Raw genomic sequence first — 15,708 nt, 5'->3', positions numbered from 1 at the left:
TGTGAACTCTATTACCGTATCTTTGCGGTAAATAAATGTAAAAATTTTACCAAAAAAAGTAAAGATGACCATTTCCCAGGCAGCTGGAAACGTCTGCACAGTTTCTGCTTTGAATACAAAGAAACACCAAACAGCTAATTCGGTGAACAGTGAAGTAATTTACTTACCCAGTACTGATTGTGCAATCAAGTCCCAGGCTTCTTTGTCAGCATTTACTTCTTACAGAGTTGGGGGAGCAGCTGATTTGTACGTTGCCCCCCGAAACTTGGAAGCACTGCAAGCAAGTCTTAAATACGCAAAAGAACGTGATTTAAAGGTGACAACACTGGGAGCAGGTTCTAACCTGTTGGTGAGTGATGGCGGTATATCAGGCTTAGTCATTGCTACTCGTCATCTCCGCTTCAGCAACTTTGACCCCCAAACAGGTCAATTAACCGTTGCTGCCGGAGAATCAATTCCCAGCTTGGCATGGGCAGCAGCAGAGTTAGGGTGGCAAGGATTGGAGTGGGCTGTTGGTATACCGGGAACAGCTGGAGGTGCCGTAGTGATGAATGCAGGGGCACATAATAGCTGTATCGCAGATATGTTAGTTAGTGCCCAGGTACTTTCACCCGATGGTACGCTAGAGACTCTTACCCCAGAACAGTTAGGTTATAGCTACCGGACTTCATTATTGCAAGGTGGCGATCGCATAGTCACCCAAGCCACTTTACAACTCGCACCAGGTGCAGACCCAGCAAAAGTTGTAGCAATCACCAAAGAACACAAAAAGCATCGGTTAAGCACCCAACCATATAACTTCCCCAGTTGTGGTAGTGTGTTCCGCAATCCTAAACCCTATAGTGCTGGCTGGTTAATTGAACAAACTGGTCTGAAAGGCTACCAAATTGGTGGAGCACAAGTAGCATTACTCCATGCTAATTTTATCGTTAACCGAGGTGGGGCAAAAGCTAGTGATATCTTCTGTCTCATTCGCCACATCCAACATCAAGTACAAGAACGTTGGTCTATTAATTTAGAGCCAGAAGTCAAAATGCTCGGAGAGTTTCAAGGTGCTTGTTGAAACTTTCAATTCAGAGAATTGGGAGTGGGCGGTGGGGATAAGGGAGCAGAGGTAGAAATAAATGATACCCTATTCCCTACTCCCTATTCCTTATTCCAGGATGCATTAATTATTGGTAAAAAAAGAGTCAAATTACTTACCGCATCTATAATTGAATTTGATTTGTTATTCAACGCACACGCGTACAAATAATTATGACAGGAAAAGGACAGGGATTTGGCTTTGGCTTAGGAAAAATGAAGGAACTGGCCGAAGCTTTTAAGAAAGCACAGCAAGTTCAAGAAGGCGCAAAGCGACTCCAAGAAGAATTGGAGCAAATGGAGATTCTGGGAGAATCTGGCGGTGGTCTAGTGAAGGTAATTGTCAGTGGAAACCAAGAACCCAAGCGGGTAGAAATTTCTCCAGATGCTTTAGGGGAAGGTGCAGAAGTACTTTCCGATCTCGTGACAGTGGCAATGAAAGAAGCCTACAACAAGTCCACAGCAACCATGCGGGAACGTATGGAAGAATTAACCAGTGGGTTGGAGTTACCTGGATTTTAGTCTATTGGTCATTAGTCATTGGTCATTGGTCATTCGACAAAGGACAAATGACTATTGACAAAGGACAAATAATATCTATGCCTTACAAGTTGCTGTTTGTCTGCTTAGGTAACATCTGCCGATCACCATCGGCAGAAAACATCATGAATCATCTAATTGAGCAGGCTGGCTTGAGCGAAGATATCCTCTGTGACTCTGCTGGTACATCTAGTTATCACATTGGTAGCCCACCTGACAGACGCATGAGTGCTGCGGCTGCTACAAAGTTGGGAATTAAACTGCGTGGTCGAGCACGCCAGTTTCAAAAGTCAGACTTTCAAGACTTTGATTTGATTTTGGCGATGGATCAAGAAAATTATGAGAACATCCTCACTCTTGATCAAACTGAGCAATATCACCATAAAGTGCGTTTGATGTGCGAGTTTTGCTCTCGACACACTCTAAAAGAAGTTCCAGATCCATATTACGGTGGTCAAGAGGGATTTAATCAGGTTATTGATTTACTGATTGATGCTTGTGAAGGTCTGCTCACAAGGGTTAAGAGTTAGGAGTTAGGAGTTAGGATTTAGGAGTTTTAATTCCTCATTCCTCACTTTTAACTCCTAACTTTTTATTCCACTAAACCATGCTTCATCGCAAAACGCACTAATTCCGCTCGGTTGCTGGTTGAGGTTTTTCTCAATAAACTGCTAACGTACTTTTCCACTGTGCGAGGACTCAAGTGTAGCTGATGACCCATATCGGCATTAGAAAGACCATGAGTTAATAACTCTAGGACTTCTTGTTCTCGATGAGTTAGGGATGAGTGCAGATGGGATTTCTGAATTTGAGTGGACAGAGAATTATGGGCATCCCCCGTTTTTGTTGAGGCGGGAATGCCCAAGTTCTCTTTATGAGAAAATCGATACTCCGATTGAATGATTTGCGATCGCTCCAAAAGATTGCGAATTGCTGCTGCTAACTCTTCCAGTTCAAAAGGCTTGGGTAAATATAAATCACACCCTGACTGGTAACCCATAATTCTTTCCTGGGTCTTAGTTCTGGCTGTTAATAAAATTACAGGCAATAAACGAAACACTGGCTGTTGACGCACCCGGCGCACCAGTTCATAGCCATTCATCTGTGGCATGACGATATCCGTGACAATCAAATCAGGATGATAGTCATCTACCATAACTAAAGCTTCTCGACCGTCATTAGCCGTGATCACCGAGTAGCCAGACAGTTCAAGATAGTCGCTAACAGACAGACGAGTGCCCAAATCATCATCCACTACAAGGATCGTCAAGGGCATGGATAGTACACCCCTAGCATTTTTTTACTCAGAAATTTGCTTCTACGTGCTCCATCAGTGAACACAGATAATAATAGTGTTCTTATGTTTCATACTATGACAGGATTACCAACTAATGACTGCCTTCAGGGTTTATTTATAAAGAAAATCTTAAATCTTTAGGATGAGTTAGCGAAGTGTAACTCACCTTTGACTCCCTCTGCTTGAGAGGCATAGAGAGCTTTGTAATTTGTAACAACTCATCAATAAGGCATAGTAAATGTTTATCATAGTATAAATTAATAACTTAATCAATATTGCCAAAAAACTCTTAATTGTGAACTTAGAAAAGCTAAATTAGTGATATACAGTTCATAATTTATAGCGGTTCTAAGATACACCCTATAATTCACAAGCCAATCCAAATAACTTTTTAGGTACATTTAAAGCACACAAAATTATCAATGAGCGACAAGAACGACGGTTACAAAGTTATTAGCGACAACCGCCAAGCCCGTTATTTGTATGAAATTCTAGAAACTTACGAAGCTGGAATTGAGTTGACAGGAACCGAGGTGAAGTCGATTCGTGCGGGTAAAGTCAATCTCCAAGATGGCTATGCTTTGCTTCGCAATGGCGAAGCATGGTTGATCAATATTCATATCTCGCCTTACAACGCTAGCGGACAGTATTTCAATCATGAGCCACGGCGTACACGCAAGCTACTGTTGCATCGTCAAGAACTCCGTAAGCTAATTGGCAAAGTAGAACAGCAGGGTTTAACTTTAATCCCTTTGAAAATGTATCTCAAACGAGGCTGGGTAAAAGTGAGTATAGCCCTTGGCAAAGGTAAAAAGCTCCACGATAAGCGAGAAGACTTGAAACGACGCCAAGACCAGCGTGACATTCAACGGGCAATGAAAAGCTATTAACGGTTAGTGTAAACTAACTACTACACCAGAGGGAGAAATAGATTGCTGTCAAAGTATGTTGTCTACCCATAGCGTTAGTTGTGAAAATGCCGAGTTTATAGCCACAGATTGATTTTGTTAAGGTTGGAACTCGATACAGTTGTGAGTAACTTCGGATGGCATCAGGAATTTTCACAACTTATGAAAAGTAATTTCATTAAAGCTGTTGGCGCTGGCGTTCTCACCTTGAGTATGGGAATTCTACCCTTAACTCTATCTGCACAAGCTCAGACAACTAATGATCCCGGAGTCAATAATGCTCCAACAACGACAACTTCTGATCGCAACGATTTTGATTGGGGTTGGCTAGGATTAATTGGTCTATTCGGTCTAGCTGGTTTAGCTGGCAAAAAGCGCGATAACGAACCGACCGCCTATCGTGACCCTAATGCGCCAAGTGCCACTAGCTATAGAGACTAATAGCATTTTAGATTTTGGATTTTAGATTTTGGATTCGGAATCCTCTATTGCATCTGGATTTTGGGAATCTATCTCTCGGAATAATTTTTAAAATTGGTGCAAGCAACTCAAAATAACCTTTGGCAGGTTGCTATCTGTCTACAAAATTCAAAAATGTGAGTTGTCAGTTGTGATCAGGAAAACAACTGACAATTTACTAATGTTAGTTTACCGTTGGTTCTGAGTGAGATGAATTTGTCTGGTTTTGAGCTAAAGGTGTCCAGTAGCTAGCAATTAAGGCAACGATGAGCCACCAGAGGGTATTGACTTCAGGACGATACCAGACAGTATCTACAGTGCCGTGAGCTAGCATACCCAACAAAGTAGCGATCGCTCCAATTAACCAAAATCCCTCTACACTTCTCAATTGTCGCAGTCGTTGGATTTGTAGAAATGCCGTATTAAATGTGACAATTATTAGCCAGAGAAAGCAGCCTAAACCAACAAAGCCAGTTTCTACAGCCACCTCAAAGAAAATCGAATAGGCACTCAGAGCAGTGTAACGAGGGCGTTGGTAGAGAGGATAAACTTTATTAAAAGAGTTGTGGCCGGGGCCAATGCCGAAAATCGGGCGATCGCGAATCATCTCAAAGACAGCATCCCACACATTTAGGCGAAAATTATTACTGCTATCTTTGCGGTCAGCAAAAATACTGAAGACTCGCTGGTTGAATGCGGGTATAAATATCACTGCTAGCACTAATACCCCGATCAAACCTCCTAAGACAATCGGCAGCGACCAAGTACGCCAAAAAGGAGGCATTTCTACGCTTTTCCAATAAACTAGTAATGGCATCACAGCTAAAATTGCTACTACTAGTCCAATCCAACCACCACGACTAAAAGTGAGGATCAGGCAGGCAGTATTAACAATTAACATTGTTAATGCGAGAGATTTTTTGAACCAGCTTTGCCATGCAAAAATTGCCACTAAGCTAAAAATTACTGCTGGTAAGAGGTATCCAGCCAATAAGTTGGGATTGCCTAAATAACTGTAGACCCTTGTAGTCTTAGATAGAGGAGATTCTGGGTCAACCCAAGTTGCTAGTGCTGTGGCTCCAAAAAACCATTGCTGCAACCCATATACACTAACAATTAACGATACATGCAGATAAAGGATGATAATCCAAGACCGGAGGCGAGGCGACCTTAATACCCTGGCACAAAGGGTAAATAGTAGCAAATACAAGGTCAAGGTTCCTAAGTCGTTAAGTGCCGCCTTTTTTACAGGGGATAATCCTGTTGCAATTGCGGCAACTCCCCAGTAGAGCAATACCAGCAGGTGAATGGGAGTAACTGACGAGACATTTGTTGATATTACTTCATCAGATAAAGTCAACAGCAGCCAAAATCCTGCACAAGCTACCAGCAACAAACCCACCAACGTACTCGAAGCAAAAGGTGCAAGGGCATATATTAAGCTGAGTAAAGCCGCTGCGATCGCATCTCCCCACTGGAGCAAGATGCTGGTTTGCCGCCAAGAACTCAACAGTCCCACCAGAGAGCGGTGTACGTAACTGGTAGCAAGATATTCTTTGAGCGGTAAAGATGATAAAGTAAATCGTTGCCAGACTAAATTCATAAAAAACATTGAGATCAATTAGCCTGCCGACGCAGAACTTGGAATTGATCATAATGCTTATAGCTATAAAAAGGTAATAACGGAGATTGCACATCGCATGATGGCGCTCTTATTCCTAGCCATCAGCTAATACAAAGTTAAGATAGGCTTTCATGTACTTAGTACAGCTTTACGTAGAATCATGGCGAATTGAGGGTTGAAAATTAAACGCATAGGTAAAGCGCAAAAGCACGCAGAGAATTCGTATTTAATGAAATATAGATATAGGACTCATATTTGATTTTTGAAAAAACACTGTACAACTCAAAAAGCCTTCTTGAGTATTGCCTATTGCTTATTGTCTGCCTATCGCGCTTGCGCTGCGCTTGTCTGCGACACGCTCCGCGAACGTGCACCACGCAAGTAAGTTCAAAAATCAAAGCGGATTCCTATAGAAAATACGTCTTTCCCAGTCTCCAATCCCCAATCCCCAAGATTAGACATCGCTAATTGCTTGTGAAGGAGTTACCAGTTGCAGTGGCAAAGAAAGCACATAACGATATCCTGATTCTGGTGAACCTTGAATCAAAATGTGTCCACCATGCAATTCTGCCAGTTGACAACTTAATAATAGACCCAAGCTTTCACGAGAAAGACTTCCATGTGATTTAGCTAAATTTATACCTGAACTACTAGCAAAGAAATTTGAGTGGGAATCACTAAATTTTTTTGAATTGTCTACTGCCACTGATAAATTATCTAGTTGCTCCTGGTTTTCTGCATGAGTATTGTAAGTTGCTACCTCACCTGTCAGTTCCAGCAGTGACAAAGAATTGAGACGGAAGTAAGGATCAACCTCAGTTATGCCGTCCCCTAGCCAGGGATGGGAAACCCAAATAGTAATATTGAGCGTATCTTCCTTGTAAGAAACATGAATGCGAACAATGCTACCTGTAGCCGCAAGTTGAATCACACTGAAAACCAGGTGATACAGCATTTGCCGCACCTTGTCTTTATCTAAAGGCCAAATGCGATTGCGTCCCGGTTCTATAGACAGGCGAATATCTTGCTCGCGGCGATTCGCTACTTCTTCTAGGGTATTGATAGCTTGTTGGCATAGCATTTCGATATCCACAGGAGCTAGATTTAGCACAGTTGAGTTTTCATCCATAGCTCCTAGTTCGGTAATTTCGTTTACTAGGGAAAGTAAGTACCGACCACTGTGTTGGATAATTTCTAAATATTCTCTCTGCTTAGTCGTCAAAGGCCCATATATCTCACGTCCTAAAACACTAGCCATACCAAGTACAGATGTTAAGGGCGTGCGTAACTCCTGAGTTAGCTGACCCAAAAGTTCTAGTTTTAGTTGCTTGGTAGAAACAGAGTCGTTATCTTTAGTGGGTGCGGTGATTTTAATCTCTGTGTTACGTTCGTCATTGAGTGAAAATATAGGAGCATTCTTGGGAGTGCTTGATTCGAGTTTTCCTTGCAAAAGTCGGTTACGTTCAAATTCACTCATGCTCCAACGAGCTATGATTTGTAAAAACTCAATGTCTCTGGTTGTAAAGTTGCGCGGTACTAAATCCATCACCGCCAATGCACCCAAACAATGTCCCTCAGCATCAATCAGTGGCGCTCCTAAGTAAGCACGAATACCATAATCTTGCACCAGCTTGCTGCTAGCAAGTACGGGATCTGCAATTTTATGTGTATCATTAATTACAAATATTTGATAACTATCTACTACCTGAGTGCAGAAGGATTCCCGGCGTGACAGTTGGCGGCTTTGTGCCAAATGATTCATTAATCCCAGCCTAGATAAGCCCACCGCCGACTTGAACCAGTGCCGTTCTTGATCCACAAATCCCAATATGGAAATTGGTGCTTCCAAAAAGTGGGCAGCAGTCTGTGTGGCTTCTTCAAAAACTGGAATCGTTTCTGGTTGCCGCAAACCTAAATCTGACAAAGCTTTGAGGCGTTGTTGTTCTCTTGATTCATGAGAATCCCAACCATCCTTTAGGGCAAATAATTTGTTTTCAGGCTCTATCATTGCCACTGCTACCTTAATAATTTCTCGATACTGTAATTGATATAAGCCCTATTACTGGGTTATCAATTGCTATTTTTAAGCATTCCCTAATTTTGCCTCTGACAAACAAATTTAGGGCAAAAATTTTTTATTCCTTCCATTAAGCCGACAACGTGGTATCTACCAGTTACTATTTACTGGTGCTGAATGTTCTTTATTTACCACTGGTGTAGTCTTTATTGCTTGAGATTTTGCAATCAGACTGCGTTAGATTTGGATTCAGCCAGGGTAACCTAATGCTAAGGATAGAATACAAAGGGACTATCATTCTTTATGTATATAAGAGAAAATTTTCATTGGTATATTAAAGGTAAATTTACTTAAAATGACTGCTATATTAGTGTGATTATTTGTAGCAAGCTTTACTGATGACAGCTAGCACCCAAGCCTGACAATCCTAGTAAAGGATGACATAAATAGAGCAACCATATCCCTACGAGTAAACAAGCTACAAAATTAGTTAAAAGCTTATCTTATCAGCTTTTTGAGTTTTGAAAGAAGTCGGAGTGGCGGCTGCAAAGAAGTCTGATGGCAACTTCGGACAATCAACTGAACAGGGTATGGTTTTGAATTACCCATAACATACTCGATAGTTGATATAAATCTCCATCCAATAGATTAAACCTATTACAATTTCACGCCGAAAGTTGTGTTGGCTTCTCTATTTTTTGCATACGAGGAAATATTTTTTAAGGACAATAGGTAATGAATAAAATGACTATTAGAGTTCCTTTTGTAGACCTGAAATTACAACACGAACCAATTCAAACCCAATTGCAAGATGCAATCCAATCTGTATTGGAACAGGGAGATTTTATTTTAGGACAAGCACTCTCAGATTTTGAAGCCGCATTTGCAAGAGTGTCTGGGGCAGAATATGGAGTTGGTGTTGCATCAGGAACAGATGCGATCGCTCTCGGATTGCAAGCGTGTAATATTGGTGCTGGCGATGAAGTGATTTTACCCGCAAATACTTTTGTCGCAACGTTGATTGGGGTGATACGTACTGGTGCCAAGCCAATTCTGGTAGATTGCGATCCCCAAACAGCTTTAATTGACTTAGAAGCCGCAGCAAAGGCAATTACGCCTCAGACTAAAGCAATTATTCCTGTACATCTCTATGGTCAGATGGTATCACCACGCGAACTAGTGAAATTTGCCGATACCTACAGACTATTAGTTTTTGAAGATGCAGCCCAAGCACACCTCGCCCAAAGAGATGGATATCACGCTGGTTCAGTAGGAATAGCAGCAGCTTTTAGTTTCTATCCCAGCAAAAATTTGGGCGCATTTGGGGATGGGGGAATGCTGCTGACACGAGATTCAGATGTAGCCCAGAAGATGGTGCGTTTGCGAAATTATGGTGCATCGCAAAAGTATTTTCATACTGAACCAGGTACAAATAGCCGCTTGGATACTTTACAAGCAGCAGTTTTGCTCCAGAAATTACCATATTTGCCACAGTGGAATCGCGATCGCCTGACTATTGCCCAGCAGTATGATAACGAACTAGCACCCTTGGCATCTGCTGGCATTATCCCTATGGAAAACCAAAGTGATACAGGACACGTTTATCATCTTTATGTCATTAAAGTTGATGATTCTTGCCCAATAGAACGCCAGCAACTCCAGGAAAAACTCACAGCGGCGGGAATTCAAACTGGCATTCACTACCCAATTCCTTGTCATCTCCAGCCAGCATTCACTAACTTAGGCTATCAGCCTGGAGATTTTCCCCAAGCAGAAAAACTGTCAAAGCAAATATTATCATTACCGATGTATCCTGGTTTAAGTAGTAGCCAAGTTAAAGAAGTTGTAGCAGCGATCGCTCATGCAGTCTCAACAATTTCTCAGGCAGATGAACCTTCTCCTGCTGACCTTAGCAGCGTGGTAGCCTAAAGTGAATTCATGCCTAATGTGCGTCTCATTTGTTCTTTGTCCTTTTTCTAATGACAAATGACCAATGGCCAATGACCAATAACCAATAACCAAAGTTTTTGAATTACTTAAAATCATGGCACTCCGGCAACAGGTTAAAAACATAAACGCATCAGGCTTGTTAAATCTAGCCGTATTAGGCGTTTTGCTGCTGCTTTATGCTCCTATATTGCTACACTGGTTGGATGGTTGGCTGCACAAAAATATTAGTACAGAACACGAATATTTCAGCCACGGGATTATTGGTCTACCATTTGCGGCTTATCTGGGCTGGATGAACCGGAAAAAGTGGAAACGTTTACCAGATACCATCCATCCTTTGGGCGCTGTTTTCTTATTATTAGGGGCAGTTTTTTATCTTAGTGGTGTTACAGAGTGGGTTAACCTTTCTTTGCCCGTTATATTGGTGGGATTATGCTTGTGGTTTAAGGGAATATCAGGTTTGCGATCGCAAGGATTCCCCCTACTATTAGTATTTTTGGCAACCCCAACAGCATTGCCCTATCTCATTGCTCCCTATACCTTGCCTCTCCAAAGCTTCATCGCTGGCACAGCAGGCTTCATACTGAATCAATTTGGTATGGAAGTAACCGTAGATGAAATAAATCTCTATGTGGGAGGACGGATTGTGGAAGTTGCTCCCTATTGTGCAGGGCTAAAAATGTTGTTTACGACTCTCTACGTTGGCTTAATGCTGCTGTACTGGACAGATGCTTTGTCTTCACGGCGCACAACTATATCGTTTTTATCTGTTGCTGCGATCGTTAGTACTACTGCCAATATCATTCGTAATACTTTACTAACTTTCTTTCATGGCACAGGTCAAGAAGGAGCTTTTAAATGGCTGCATGACGGTTGGGGCGGTGATCTCTACTCTGCTTGTATGCTGGTGTCATTAGTGCCCTTACTGAATTGGATTAATAGCTATTTTTCAGCATCTCTAGAAACTCAGCAAGAAGCAGAAAGTTAGAATCTGGGCATTGGGCATGGGGCATGGGGCATTGGTTCTTCTCCCCCTGCTTCCCCTGCCCCCTCATCTCCCCATTCCCTGCTCCCCATAAGTCCTAAATATTACTGAACTCACAATGTTATTTTATAAAGTAAAATTTTGCCTAAGTACTGCAAATTTTACTGATGACTTTCTTCTCCAAGTTTTTTAAAGAAAACCAATTGAGTCAAGTAACAGCACTTTTGTTATTGCTAGTGCTGCTGGCAATTGGAGGGGTTCCCGGATACCTGACAGGACAATGGCAATGGAAACAGCCGCCCCCTGTTACTACCCTCAACGAGTTAAGACAGATCCGCAAGACTGGGTTAACCCTTCCTGCTTGGCAAACTACTGAACAAGCAGAACAGCAAATTGGCGAACATAAATGGTCTTTGCAGGTAATAAAAAAAGAAGGTTCCGAATCTCAGGCAATCCTGCTTTTATTGCCCCAAAATGGGCCTATGGATCAACCAGAGGTGGAGTGGACAGACGTTAACGGATGGGGAAGATCACGCTGGGGAAAGTGGGATGTAGCTCAATCTCGTTCTGCTGAATTTACTGTGAAACCACCTGCAAAGTTGGCATCTAATCTCAAAACTCAAGTAAAAGCTAGGTTCTTTCGCGCCTCCACACCACAGCAAACCTTCGCTGTCTTGCAATGGTACGCTATGCCAGATGGCGGAAATCCATCACCTTTCCACTGGTTCTTGGCGGATCAATTGGCACAGTGGCGTCAGCAACGCATTCCTTGGGTGGGTGTGAGCATTCTCATGCCAATGGAACCTTTGGGGGAGGTAGAAACATCTTGGTCTTTAGCCCAGTCGATTGGGGAAACAGTACAAGCTGCATTGATGGCAGGGCCTTTGTAGAGTCTATTATCTATGCCTTCGGGCAAAACTTTATCAAAAGTATCTCTATAATTACGTTCACCCTAAAACTCAGCTAAAAGATGTTAACAATATGAAGTTAGAAAATAAATTTAGCAAAATTATTCTCTTTCTCTTAGTAAATACTTGTAGATAAAAGAGACATTTAGGACATTTTTAGAGTAGAATAACCACTCGGCGCGACTAATTTCTATATCAGTATTTTCTGCACCGATGTTTATAGATGCCAGTTATTATATGCGTGGATTCAGCGCCTTGTGTTGTGTCAGTCTTCAAGTAGGAGTTTTCTTAACAACACCTATCCAACTTGTTGTTGCCCAGCCCTTTCCACCTCAAGGACAATCACCAAGGCAACCCCCCTCGCCTGTTCCAGGTACTGAGTTTGTACCTCCAGGTGCAAATGACGAAATTTCTCCCCAACTTAGCCGCTACCTCTTGGGCCCAGGAGATATAATTGGCGTTGTGCTTCAGCGTCCTCCTGGCCCATACCGCTTAGGGATAGGAGATGGAATTAGCGTTTCGGTTCAGCGCTTTCCAGATTTGAGCTTTCAAGCTTTAATCAACCCAGAAGGTAATATTGTGGTGCCATTACTGGGAACAGTTTTCTTACAAGGTTTAACTTTGCAAGAAGCTCAAGAAAAAATTCGCTTGGGTTTAAATCGTTATGTAGTTGATCCAGTAATAGTTTTAGCTTTAGCAACGCAGCGTCAAGACTTCGGTTTTCAAGCTGTAATTAGTCCAGAAGGCAACATTGTAGTGCCGCAAGTGGGAACGGTATCATTACAGGGTTTAACCTTGGAAGAAGCTCAAGAAAAAATTCGCTTGGGTTTGAGTCGCATTTTCCCAGATCCAATCGTGGTAGTATCCTTGGCAGGAACGCGACCAGTTCAAGTTACCATTAGCGGGGAAATATTTAGACCAGGAATTTATCCGATTAATTCAACAACACCTCGTGTTGCTGATGCTTTGCTAATATCTGGTGGTTCAACGTTAAATGCAGACCTGCGACAAGTGCAAATACGTCGGAAGTTAATAGATGGTTCTGTGATTTCACAAACTATTGACTTATATGCAGCACTGCAAAATGGTGGTTCAATCCCTAATTTACGCTTACAAGACGGAGATGCAATACTCGTGCCCCGTCGTGAAGTTGGTAATGATGACGGTTATGACCGGAATTTGGTAGCACGTTCATCCTTGGCTGTCCCACAGATTAGAGTCAGGGTTTTAAACTATGCTGCGGGAGGTATTTCCATTCAAGCGCTGCCTAACGGCAGTACATTTGTAGATGCTTTGGGAGGAGTAAATCTGGACACTGCTAACCTCCGAGATATCGCTCTGGTTCGCTTTGATCCTGAACGAGGTAAAGCTGTTACTCAGAAACTTGATGCTAAAAAAGCTCTAGGCGGTGATGCGTCCCAAAATGTAGCACTTCAAGATAATGATGTTCTTGTTGTTGGTCGGAACCTCATCGGTAGAATTACTAATTTCCTGACTACCATTACCCAACCTTTCTTTAATGTTCAATCCTTTCTCCGATTTTTTGACAACTTCGGTGGTGGTGGTTCAAATTAGTGAGTCTCACTTTTTTGCTGATTGTTGCTAGATGGACAGAGAATTTGGGGTGAGAGAGATGGAGGAGATAATGGTGAAAAAATAACAAATAAAAATTGACTGCTGATAACTAAAATACCTGACAACTGATTACTGATTCTATATGCCCCTGCCATGACCCCACCAATTGTTAAGCGCTATCTTATTGCTTTTGATAAGTACAAGTGGATTGGACTAGCTAGTTTTGCTTTAGTTGTAGCAGGGTCAACTGTGGTGGCTATGCAACCAGAGCCACCTACTAGCTATATAGCATCTGCTGCACTTACTTATAGTGGCCCACCAGTTTCTTTCTCTGCAACTGGTAGTGAAATCCAACAGCAAGGAAAAGAACTGAATGAGGAAGTTTTACTATCAAACCAAATAATTGCAGCAGTGGCAGAAAAAGTTGGTGTCAAACCGCAAAAGCTCGGTGCCAGTGTTGTCCTTTCTGTACCTAAAAAAAATCCTAGGAGTGGAGAATTAGAATCTAGTATCTTGGAATTGAAATATGTCGATGGTGATGCCAAGCGAGCTATACAAGTCTTGACAGAATTGATGCAAGCAATGGTCAAGTTGAGCAGTGATATTAATACTGGGCGATTACAAGCAATTATTGAAAAGATTAACGATCGCACACCACAAACTAAACGGGAACTGCAAGTTGCTGAACAGAAGTTGGAACAGTACGATCGCATAGAGCGAACAGCAATATTAGCAGCGGAGAATGGCAGCTTGTTAAGCGCTATTACTGCCAGCCAAAATCTCCAACGGCAAATTCAATTAACTATTTCTGGGGTTGATGGGCAACTTCGTAGTTTACAAAATAAGTTAGGCTTAACAGTCGGACAGGCTTATATTTCTTCTGCTTTGAGTGCTGATCCCATAATTGGTAACTTGCGAGCGCAAATTTATCAAAGTGAGTCACAAATCGCCGTCCTCAGAAAAGATTTGCGACCGGAACACCCAACGATGGTTCAGTTGCTACGTCAGAAACAAGCTGCGGAAGAATTGCTGCAACAACGTGCCTCTGAGGTATTAGGTGGTGATGGTACGGCCGCTCCGCTTCAGGGTAGTGTTGCAGGTATTCGCACCCAAAGCAGCTTAGATCCAGCCCGCCAGCAATTGGCAAACCAAATGGTGTCTTTGCAAACCCAACAGGAAACGCTACAACAACAACTAACTCAAGAAATCCAACAAGAAGCGCGACTACGGCAAGAGTATTCTTTGATACCCAATAAGCAATTGGAGCGATCGCGTTTAGAACAAGAGGTTGCGCTCAAAAAAGCTATCTATGATCAAATGCAGGTGAAGCTAACCGATGCTAAAACCGCAGAGGCAGAAACTACCAGCAGTCTCAGCATTGCCAGACGCCCCACAGTCACCGTTGATCTCAAACCTCCGAAGAGTGTGCCTATTACCCTTGCTGTGGGTGGTTTCTTGGGTCTGGTGATTGGTGGCGGGGTAATATTTTTGTTGGGAGCGCTGGAAGGGACTTTCAAAACCAGAGAGGATATCCGCCAGAGTCTCAAGCAACGGGAAGTGGCAGTGTTGGGAGAATTGCCTTTAATGCCAGTTGATGATTTGGATCAAGATGCAGTGCCAGTGTTATTTTCCCAGGATTCTCCTTATTTAGAATTTTATGAGAAATTCCGTAGTAATCTGCGCCGGATTGGTGGTAAAAACTTAAAGGTGGTGTTGATTACTAGTACCAGTAGCCTAGAGGGTAAAACGACAAGTGCATATAACTTGGGTGTAGCTTCAGCCCGTGCAGGCAAAAGAACCTTAATTATCGAAACAGATTTGCGATCGCCTTCCCGTTGTACATCCCTGAATGTAATTCCTGATCCTGAAGCAACTATTGAACCCCTGCGTTATTACGCTAACTTGAGTGAATGTATTCGTTTAGTGCCTGATGTAGAAAATTTATACATTGTCCCCAGCCCTGGCCCTGTACGGCAATCCGCTGCTATTCTTGAATCTAGCGAAATGCGGCGGCTGATGGAGGATGTGCGCGAACGCTTCGATTTAGTAATTTTAGACACTAGCCCTCTCAGTATATCTAATGACCCTTTATTAATCCAACCCTACAGCGATGGGATCGTACTAGTAGCGCGACCACACTATACACAAGAGAACATGCTAGGTGAGGCTATTGATCAATTAGTGGAAGCTGAACTAGGGTTATTGGGAGCAATTATTAATGGTGCTGATATCATCGTTTCTGCACCTGAACAAGTTGCACCATCATCAACATCATCAACATTTACATCTGAGGTGGAAGAATCTGAAGAAGTTTCGGCGAGTGCCAACAAAAACTAATAGTTTCCAAATATGGAGATTTTAA

At 42.4% G+C, this 15,708-nt stretch carries 13 protein-coding genes; 10 read left to right on the top strand and 3 right to left on the bottom strand.

Annotated elements, in window-relative coordinates:
* Window positions 1-64 precede the first annotated feature (64 nt).
* The 3 genes from murB (at window position 65) to HUN01_RS22640 (ending at window position 2,153) form a co-directional block, all read left to right on the top strand.
* Window positions 65-1,063, top strand: a complete 999-nt coding sequence (murB, locus tag HUN01_RS22650; protein WP_181928085.1) for a UDP-N-acetylmuramate dehydrogenase — start codon at window positions 65-67, stop codon at window positions 1,061-1,063.
* Between the two features lie 194 nt (window positions 1,064-1,257).
* On the top strand, window positions 1,258-1,605 hold the full coding sequence (locus HUN01_RS22645) for a YbaB/EbfC family nucleoid-associated protein (RefSeq protein WP_069070420.1): 348 nt from the start codon (window positions 1,258-1,260) through the stop codon (window positions 1,603-1,605).
* A gap of 77 nt (window positions 1,606-1,682) precedes the next feature.
* Entirely contained in the window at window positions 1,683-2,153 is a 471-nt protein-coding gene (locus HUN01_RS22640; protein WP_181932785.1) for a low molecular weight protein-tyrosine-phosphatase, read from the top strand.
* A 62-nt stretch (window positions 2,154-2,215) separates the two neighbouring features.
* On the opposite strand, the gene HUN01_RS22635 is transcribed toward HUN01_RS22640, so the two are convergent.
* On the bottom strand, window positions 2,216-2,899 hold the full coding sequence (locus HUN01_RS22635; protein ID WP_181928084.1) for a response regulator transcription factor: 684 nt from the start codon (window positions 2,897-2,899) through the stop codon (window positions 2,216-2,218).
* A 443-nt stretch (window positions 2,900-3,342) separates the two neighbouring features.
* Between HUN01_RS22635 and smpB the strand changes: the two genes are divergently transcribed.
* Together smpB and HUN01_RS22625 are read left to right on the top strand one after the other, a co-directional pair.
* On the top strand, window positions 3,343-3,810 hold the full coding sequence (gene smpB / locus HUN01_RS22630) for an SsrA-binding protein SmpB (protein WP_069070417.1): 468 nt from the start codon (window positions 3,343-3,345) through the stop codon (window positions 3,808-3,810).
* 180 nt (window positions 3,811-3,990) lie between these two features.
* Entirely contained in the window at window positions 3,991-4,269 is a 279-nt protein-coding gene (locus HUN01_RS22625; RefSeq protein ID WP_181928083.1) for a WGxxGxxG family protein, read from the top strand.
* Between the two features lie 202 nt (window positions 4,270-4,471).
* On the opposite strand, the gene HUN01_RS22620 is transcribed toward HUN01_RS22625, so the two are convergent.
* Window positions 4,472-5,890: an IctB family putative bicarbonate transporter gene (locus tag HUN01_RS22620; RefSeq protein WP_181928082.1), complete on the bottom strand. Its 1,419-nt coding sequence runs from the start codon at window positions 5,888-5,890 to the stop codon at window positions 4,472-4,474.
* Window positions 5,891-6,365: 475 nt separating this feature from the next.
* Window positions 6,366-7,919 (bottom strand): GAF domain-containing sensor histidine kinase, encoded by a 1,554-nt coding sequence (locus HUN01_RS22615; protein WP_181928081.1) that lies wholly within the window; start codon window positions 7,917-7,919, stop codon window positions 6,366-6,368.
* 744 nt (window positions 7,920-8,663) lie between these two features.
* Between HUN01_RS22615 and HUN01_RS22610 the strand changes: the two genes are divergently transcribed.
* The 5 genes from HUN01_RS22610 (at window position 8,664) to HUN01_RS22590 (ending at window position 15,683) form a co-directional block, all read left to right on the top strand.
* Window positions 8,664-9,857, top strand: coding sequence for a DegT/DnrJ/EryC1/StrS family aminotransferase (locus HUN01_RS22610; protein ID WP_181928080.1), 1,194 nt, complete (start codon window positions 8,664-8,666; stop codon window positions 9,855-9,857).
* 115 nt (window positions 9,858-9,972) lie between these two features.
* Window positions 9,973-10,866, top strand: a complete 894-nt coding sequence (crtB, locus tag HUN01_RS22605; RefSeq protein ID WP_181928079.1) for a cyanoexosortase B — start codon at window positions 9,973-9,975, stop codon at window positions 10,864-10,866.
* A gap of 164 nt (window positions 10,867-11,030) precedes the next feature.
* Window positions 11,031-11,753, top strand: a complete 723-nt coding sequence (locus tag HUN01_RS22600; protein ID WP_181928078.1) for a cyanoexosortase B system-associated protein — start codon at window positions 11,031-11,033, stop codon at window positions 11,751-11,753.
* 255 nt (window positions 11,754-12,008) lie between these two features.
* The gene (locus HUN01_RS22595; RefSeq protein WP_420832738.1) at window positions 12,009-13,346 is read left to right on the top strand and encodes a polysaccharide biosynthesis/export family protein; all 1,338 of its coding nucleotides are present in this window, start codon (window positions 12,009-12,011) and stop codon (window positions 13,344-13,346) included.
* Between the two features lie 153 nt (window positions 13,347-13,499).
* Window positions 13,500-15,683, top strand: a complete 2,184-nt coding sequence (locus tag HUN01_RS22590) for a GumC family protein (protein ID WP_181928076.1) — start codon at window positions 13,500-13,502, stop codon at window positions 15,681-15,683.
* Window positions 15,684-15,708: the final 25 nt, after the last annotated feature.

The sequence above is a fragment of the Nostoc edaphicum CCNP1411 genome (assembly GCF_014023275.1).
Classification (GTDB): domain Bacteria; phylum Cyanobacteriota; class Cyanobacteriia; order Cyanobacteriales; family Nostocaceae; genus Nostoc; species Nostoc edaphicum_A.
Note: the sequence above shows the minus strand (reverse complement) of the source record. Positions and strands in the feature narration are given on the sequence as shown.

What these genes read in the sequence shown, in the direction of transcription:
- HUN01_RS22640 (WP_181932785.1), top strand. Translation starts at nt 1,683, where the DNA reads ATGCCTTACAAGTTGCTGTTTGTCTGCTTAGGTAACATCTGCCGATCA.
- smpB (WP_069070417.1), top strand. Translation starts at nt 3,343, where the DNA reads ATGAGCGACAAGAACGACGGTTACAAAGTTATTAGCGACAACCGCCAA.
- HUN01_RS22610 (WP_181928080.1), top strand. Translation starts at nt 8,664, where the DNA reads ATGAATAAAATGACTATTAGAGTTCCTTTTGTAGACCTGAAATTACAA.
- HUN01_RS22620 (WP_181928082.1), bottom strand. Translation starts at nt 5,890, where the DNA reads ATGAATTTAGTCTGGCAACGATTTACTTTATCATCTTTACCGCTCAAA.
- murB (WP_181928085.1), top strand. Translation starts at nt 65, where the DNA reads ATGACCATTTCCCAGGCAGCTGGAAACGTCTGCACAGTTTCTGCTTTG.
- HUN01_RS22635 (WP_181928084.1), bottom strand. Translation starts at nt 2,899, where the DNA reads ATGCCCTTGACGATCCTTGTAGTGGATGATGATTTGGGCACTCGTCTG.
- HUN01_RS22590 (WP_181928076.1), top strand. Translation starts at nt 13,500, where the DNA reads ATGACCCCACCAATTGTTAAGCGCTATCTTATTGCTTTTGATAAGTAC.
- HUN01_RS22595 (WP_420832738.1), top strand. Translation starts at nt 12,009, where the DNA reads ATGCGTGGATTCAGCGCCTTGTGTTGTGTCAGTCTTCAAGTAGGAGTT.
- HUN01_RS22600 (WP_181928078.1), top strand. Translation starts at nt 11,031, where the DNA reads ATGACTTTCTTCTCCAAGTTTTTTAAAGAAAACCAATTGAGTCAAGTA.
- crtB (WP_181928079.1), top strand. Translation starts at nt 9,973, where the DNA reads ATGGCACTCCGGCAACAGGTTAAAAACATAAACGCATCAGGCTTGTTA.
- HUN01_RS22615 (WP_181928081.1), bottom strand. Translation starts at nt 7,919, where the DNA reads ATGATAGAGCCTGAAAACAAATTATTTGCCCTAAAGGATGGTTGGGAT.
- HUN01_RS22625 (WP_181928083.1), top strand. Translation starts at nt 3,991, where the DNA reads ATGAAAAGTAATTTCATTAAAGCTGTTGGCGCTGGCGTTCTCACCTTG.
- HUN01_RS22645 (WP_069070420.1), top strand. Translation starts at nt 1,258, where the DNA reads ATGACAGGAAAAGGACAGGGATTTGGCTTTGGCTTAGGAAAAATGAAG.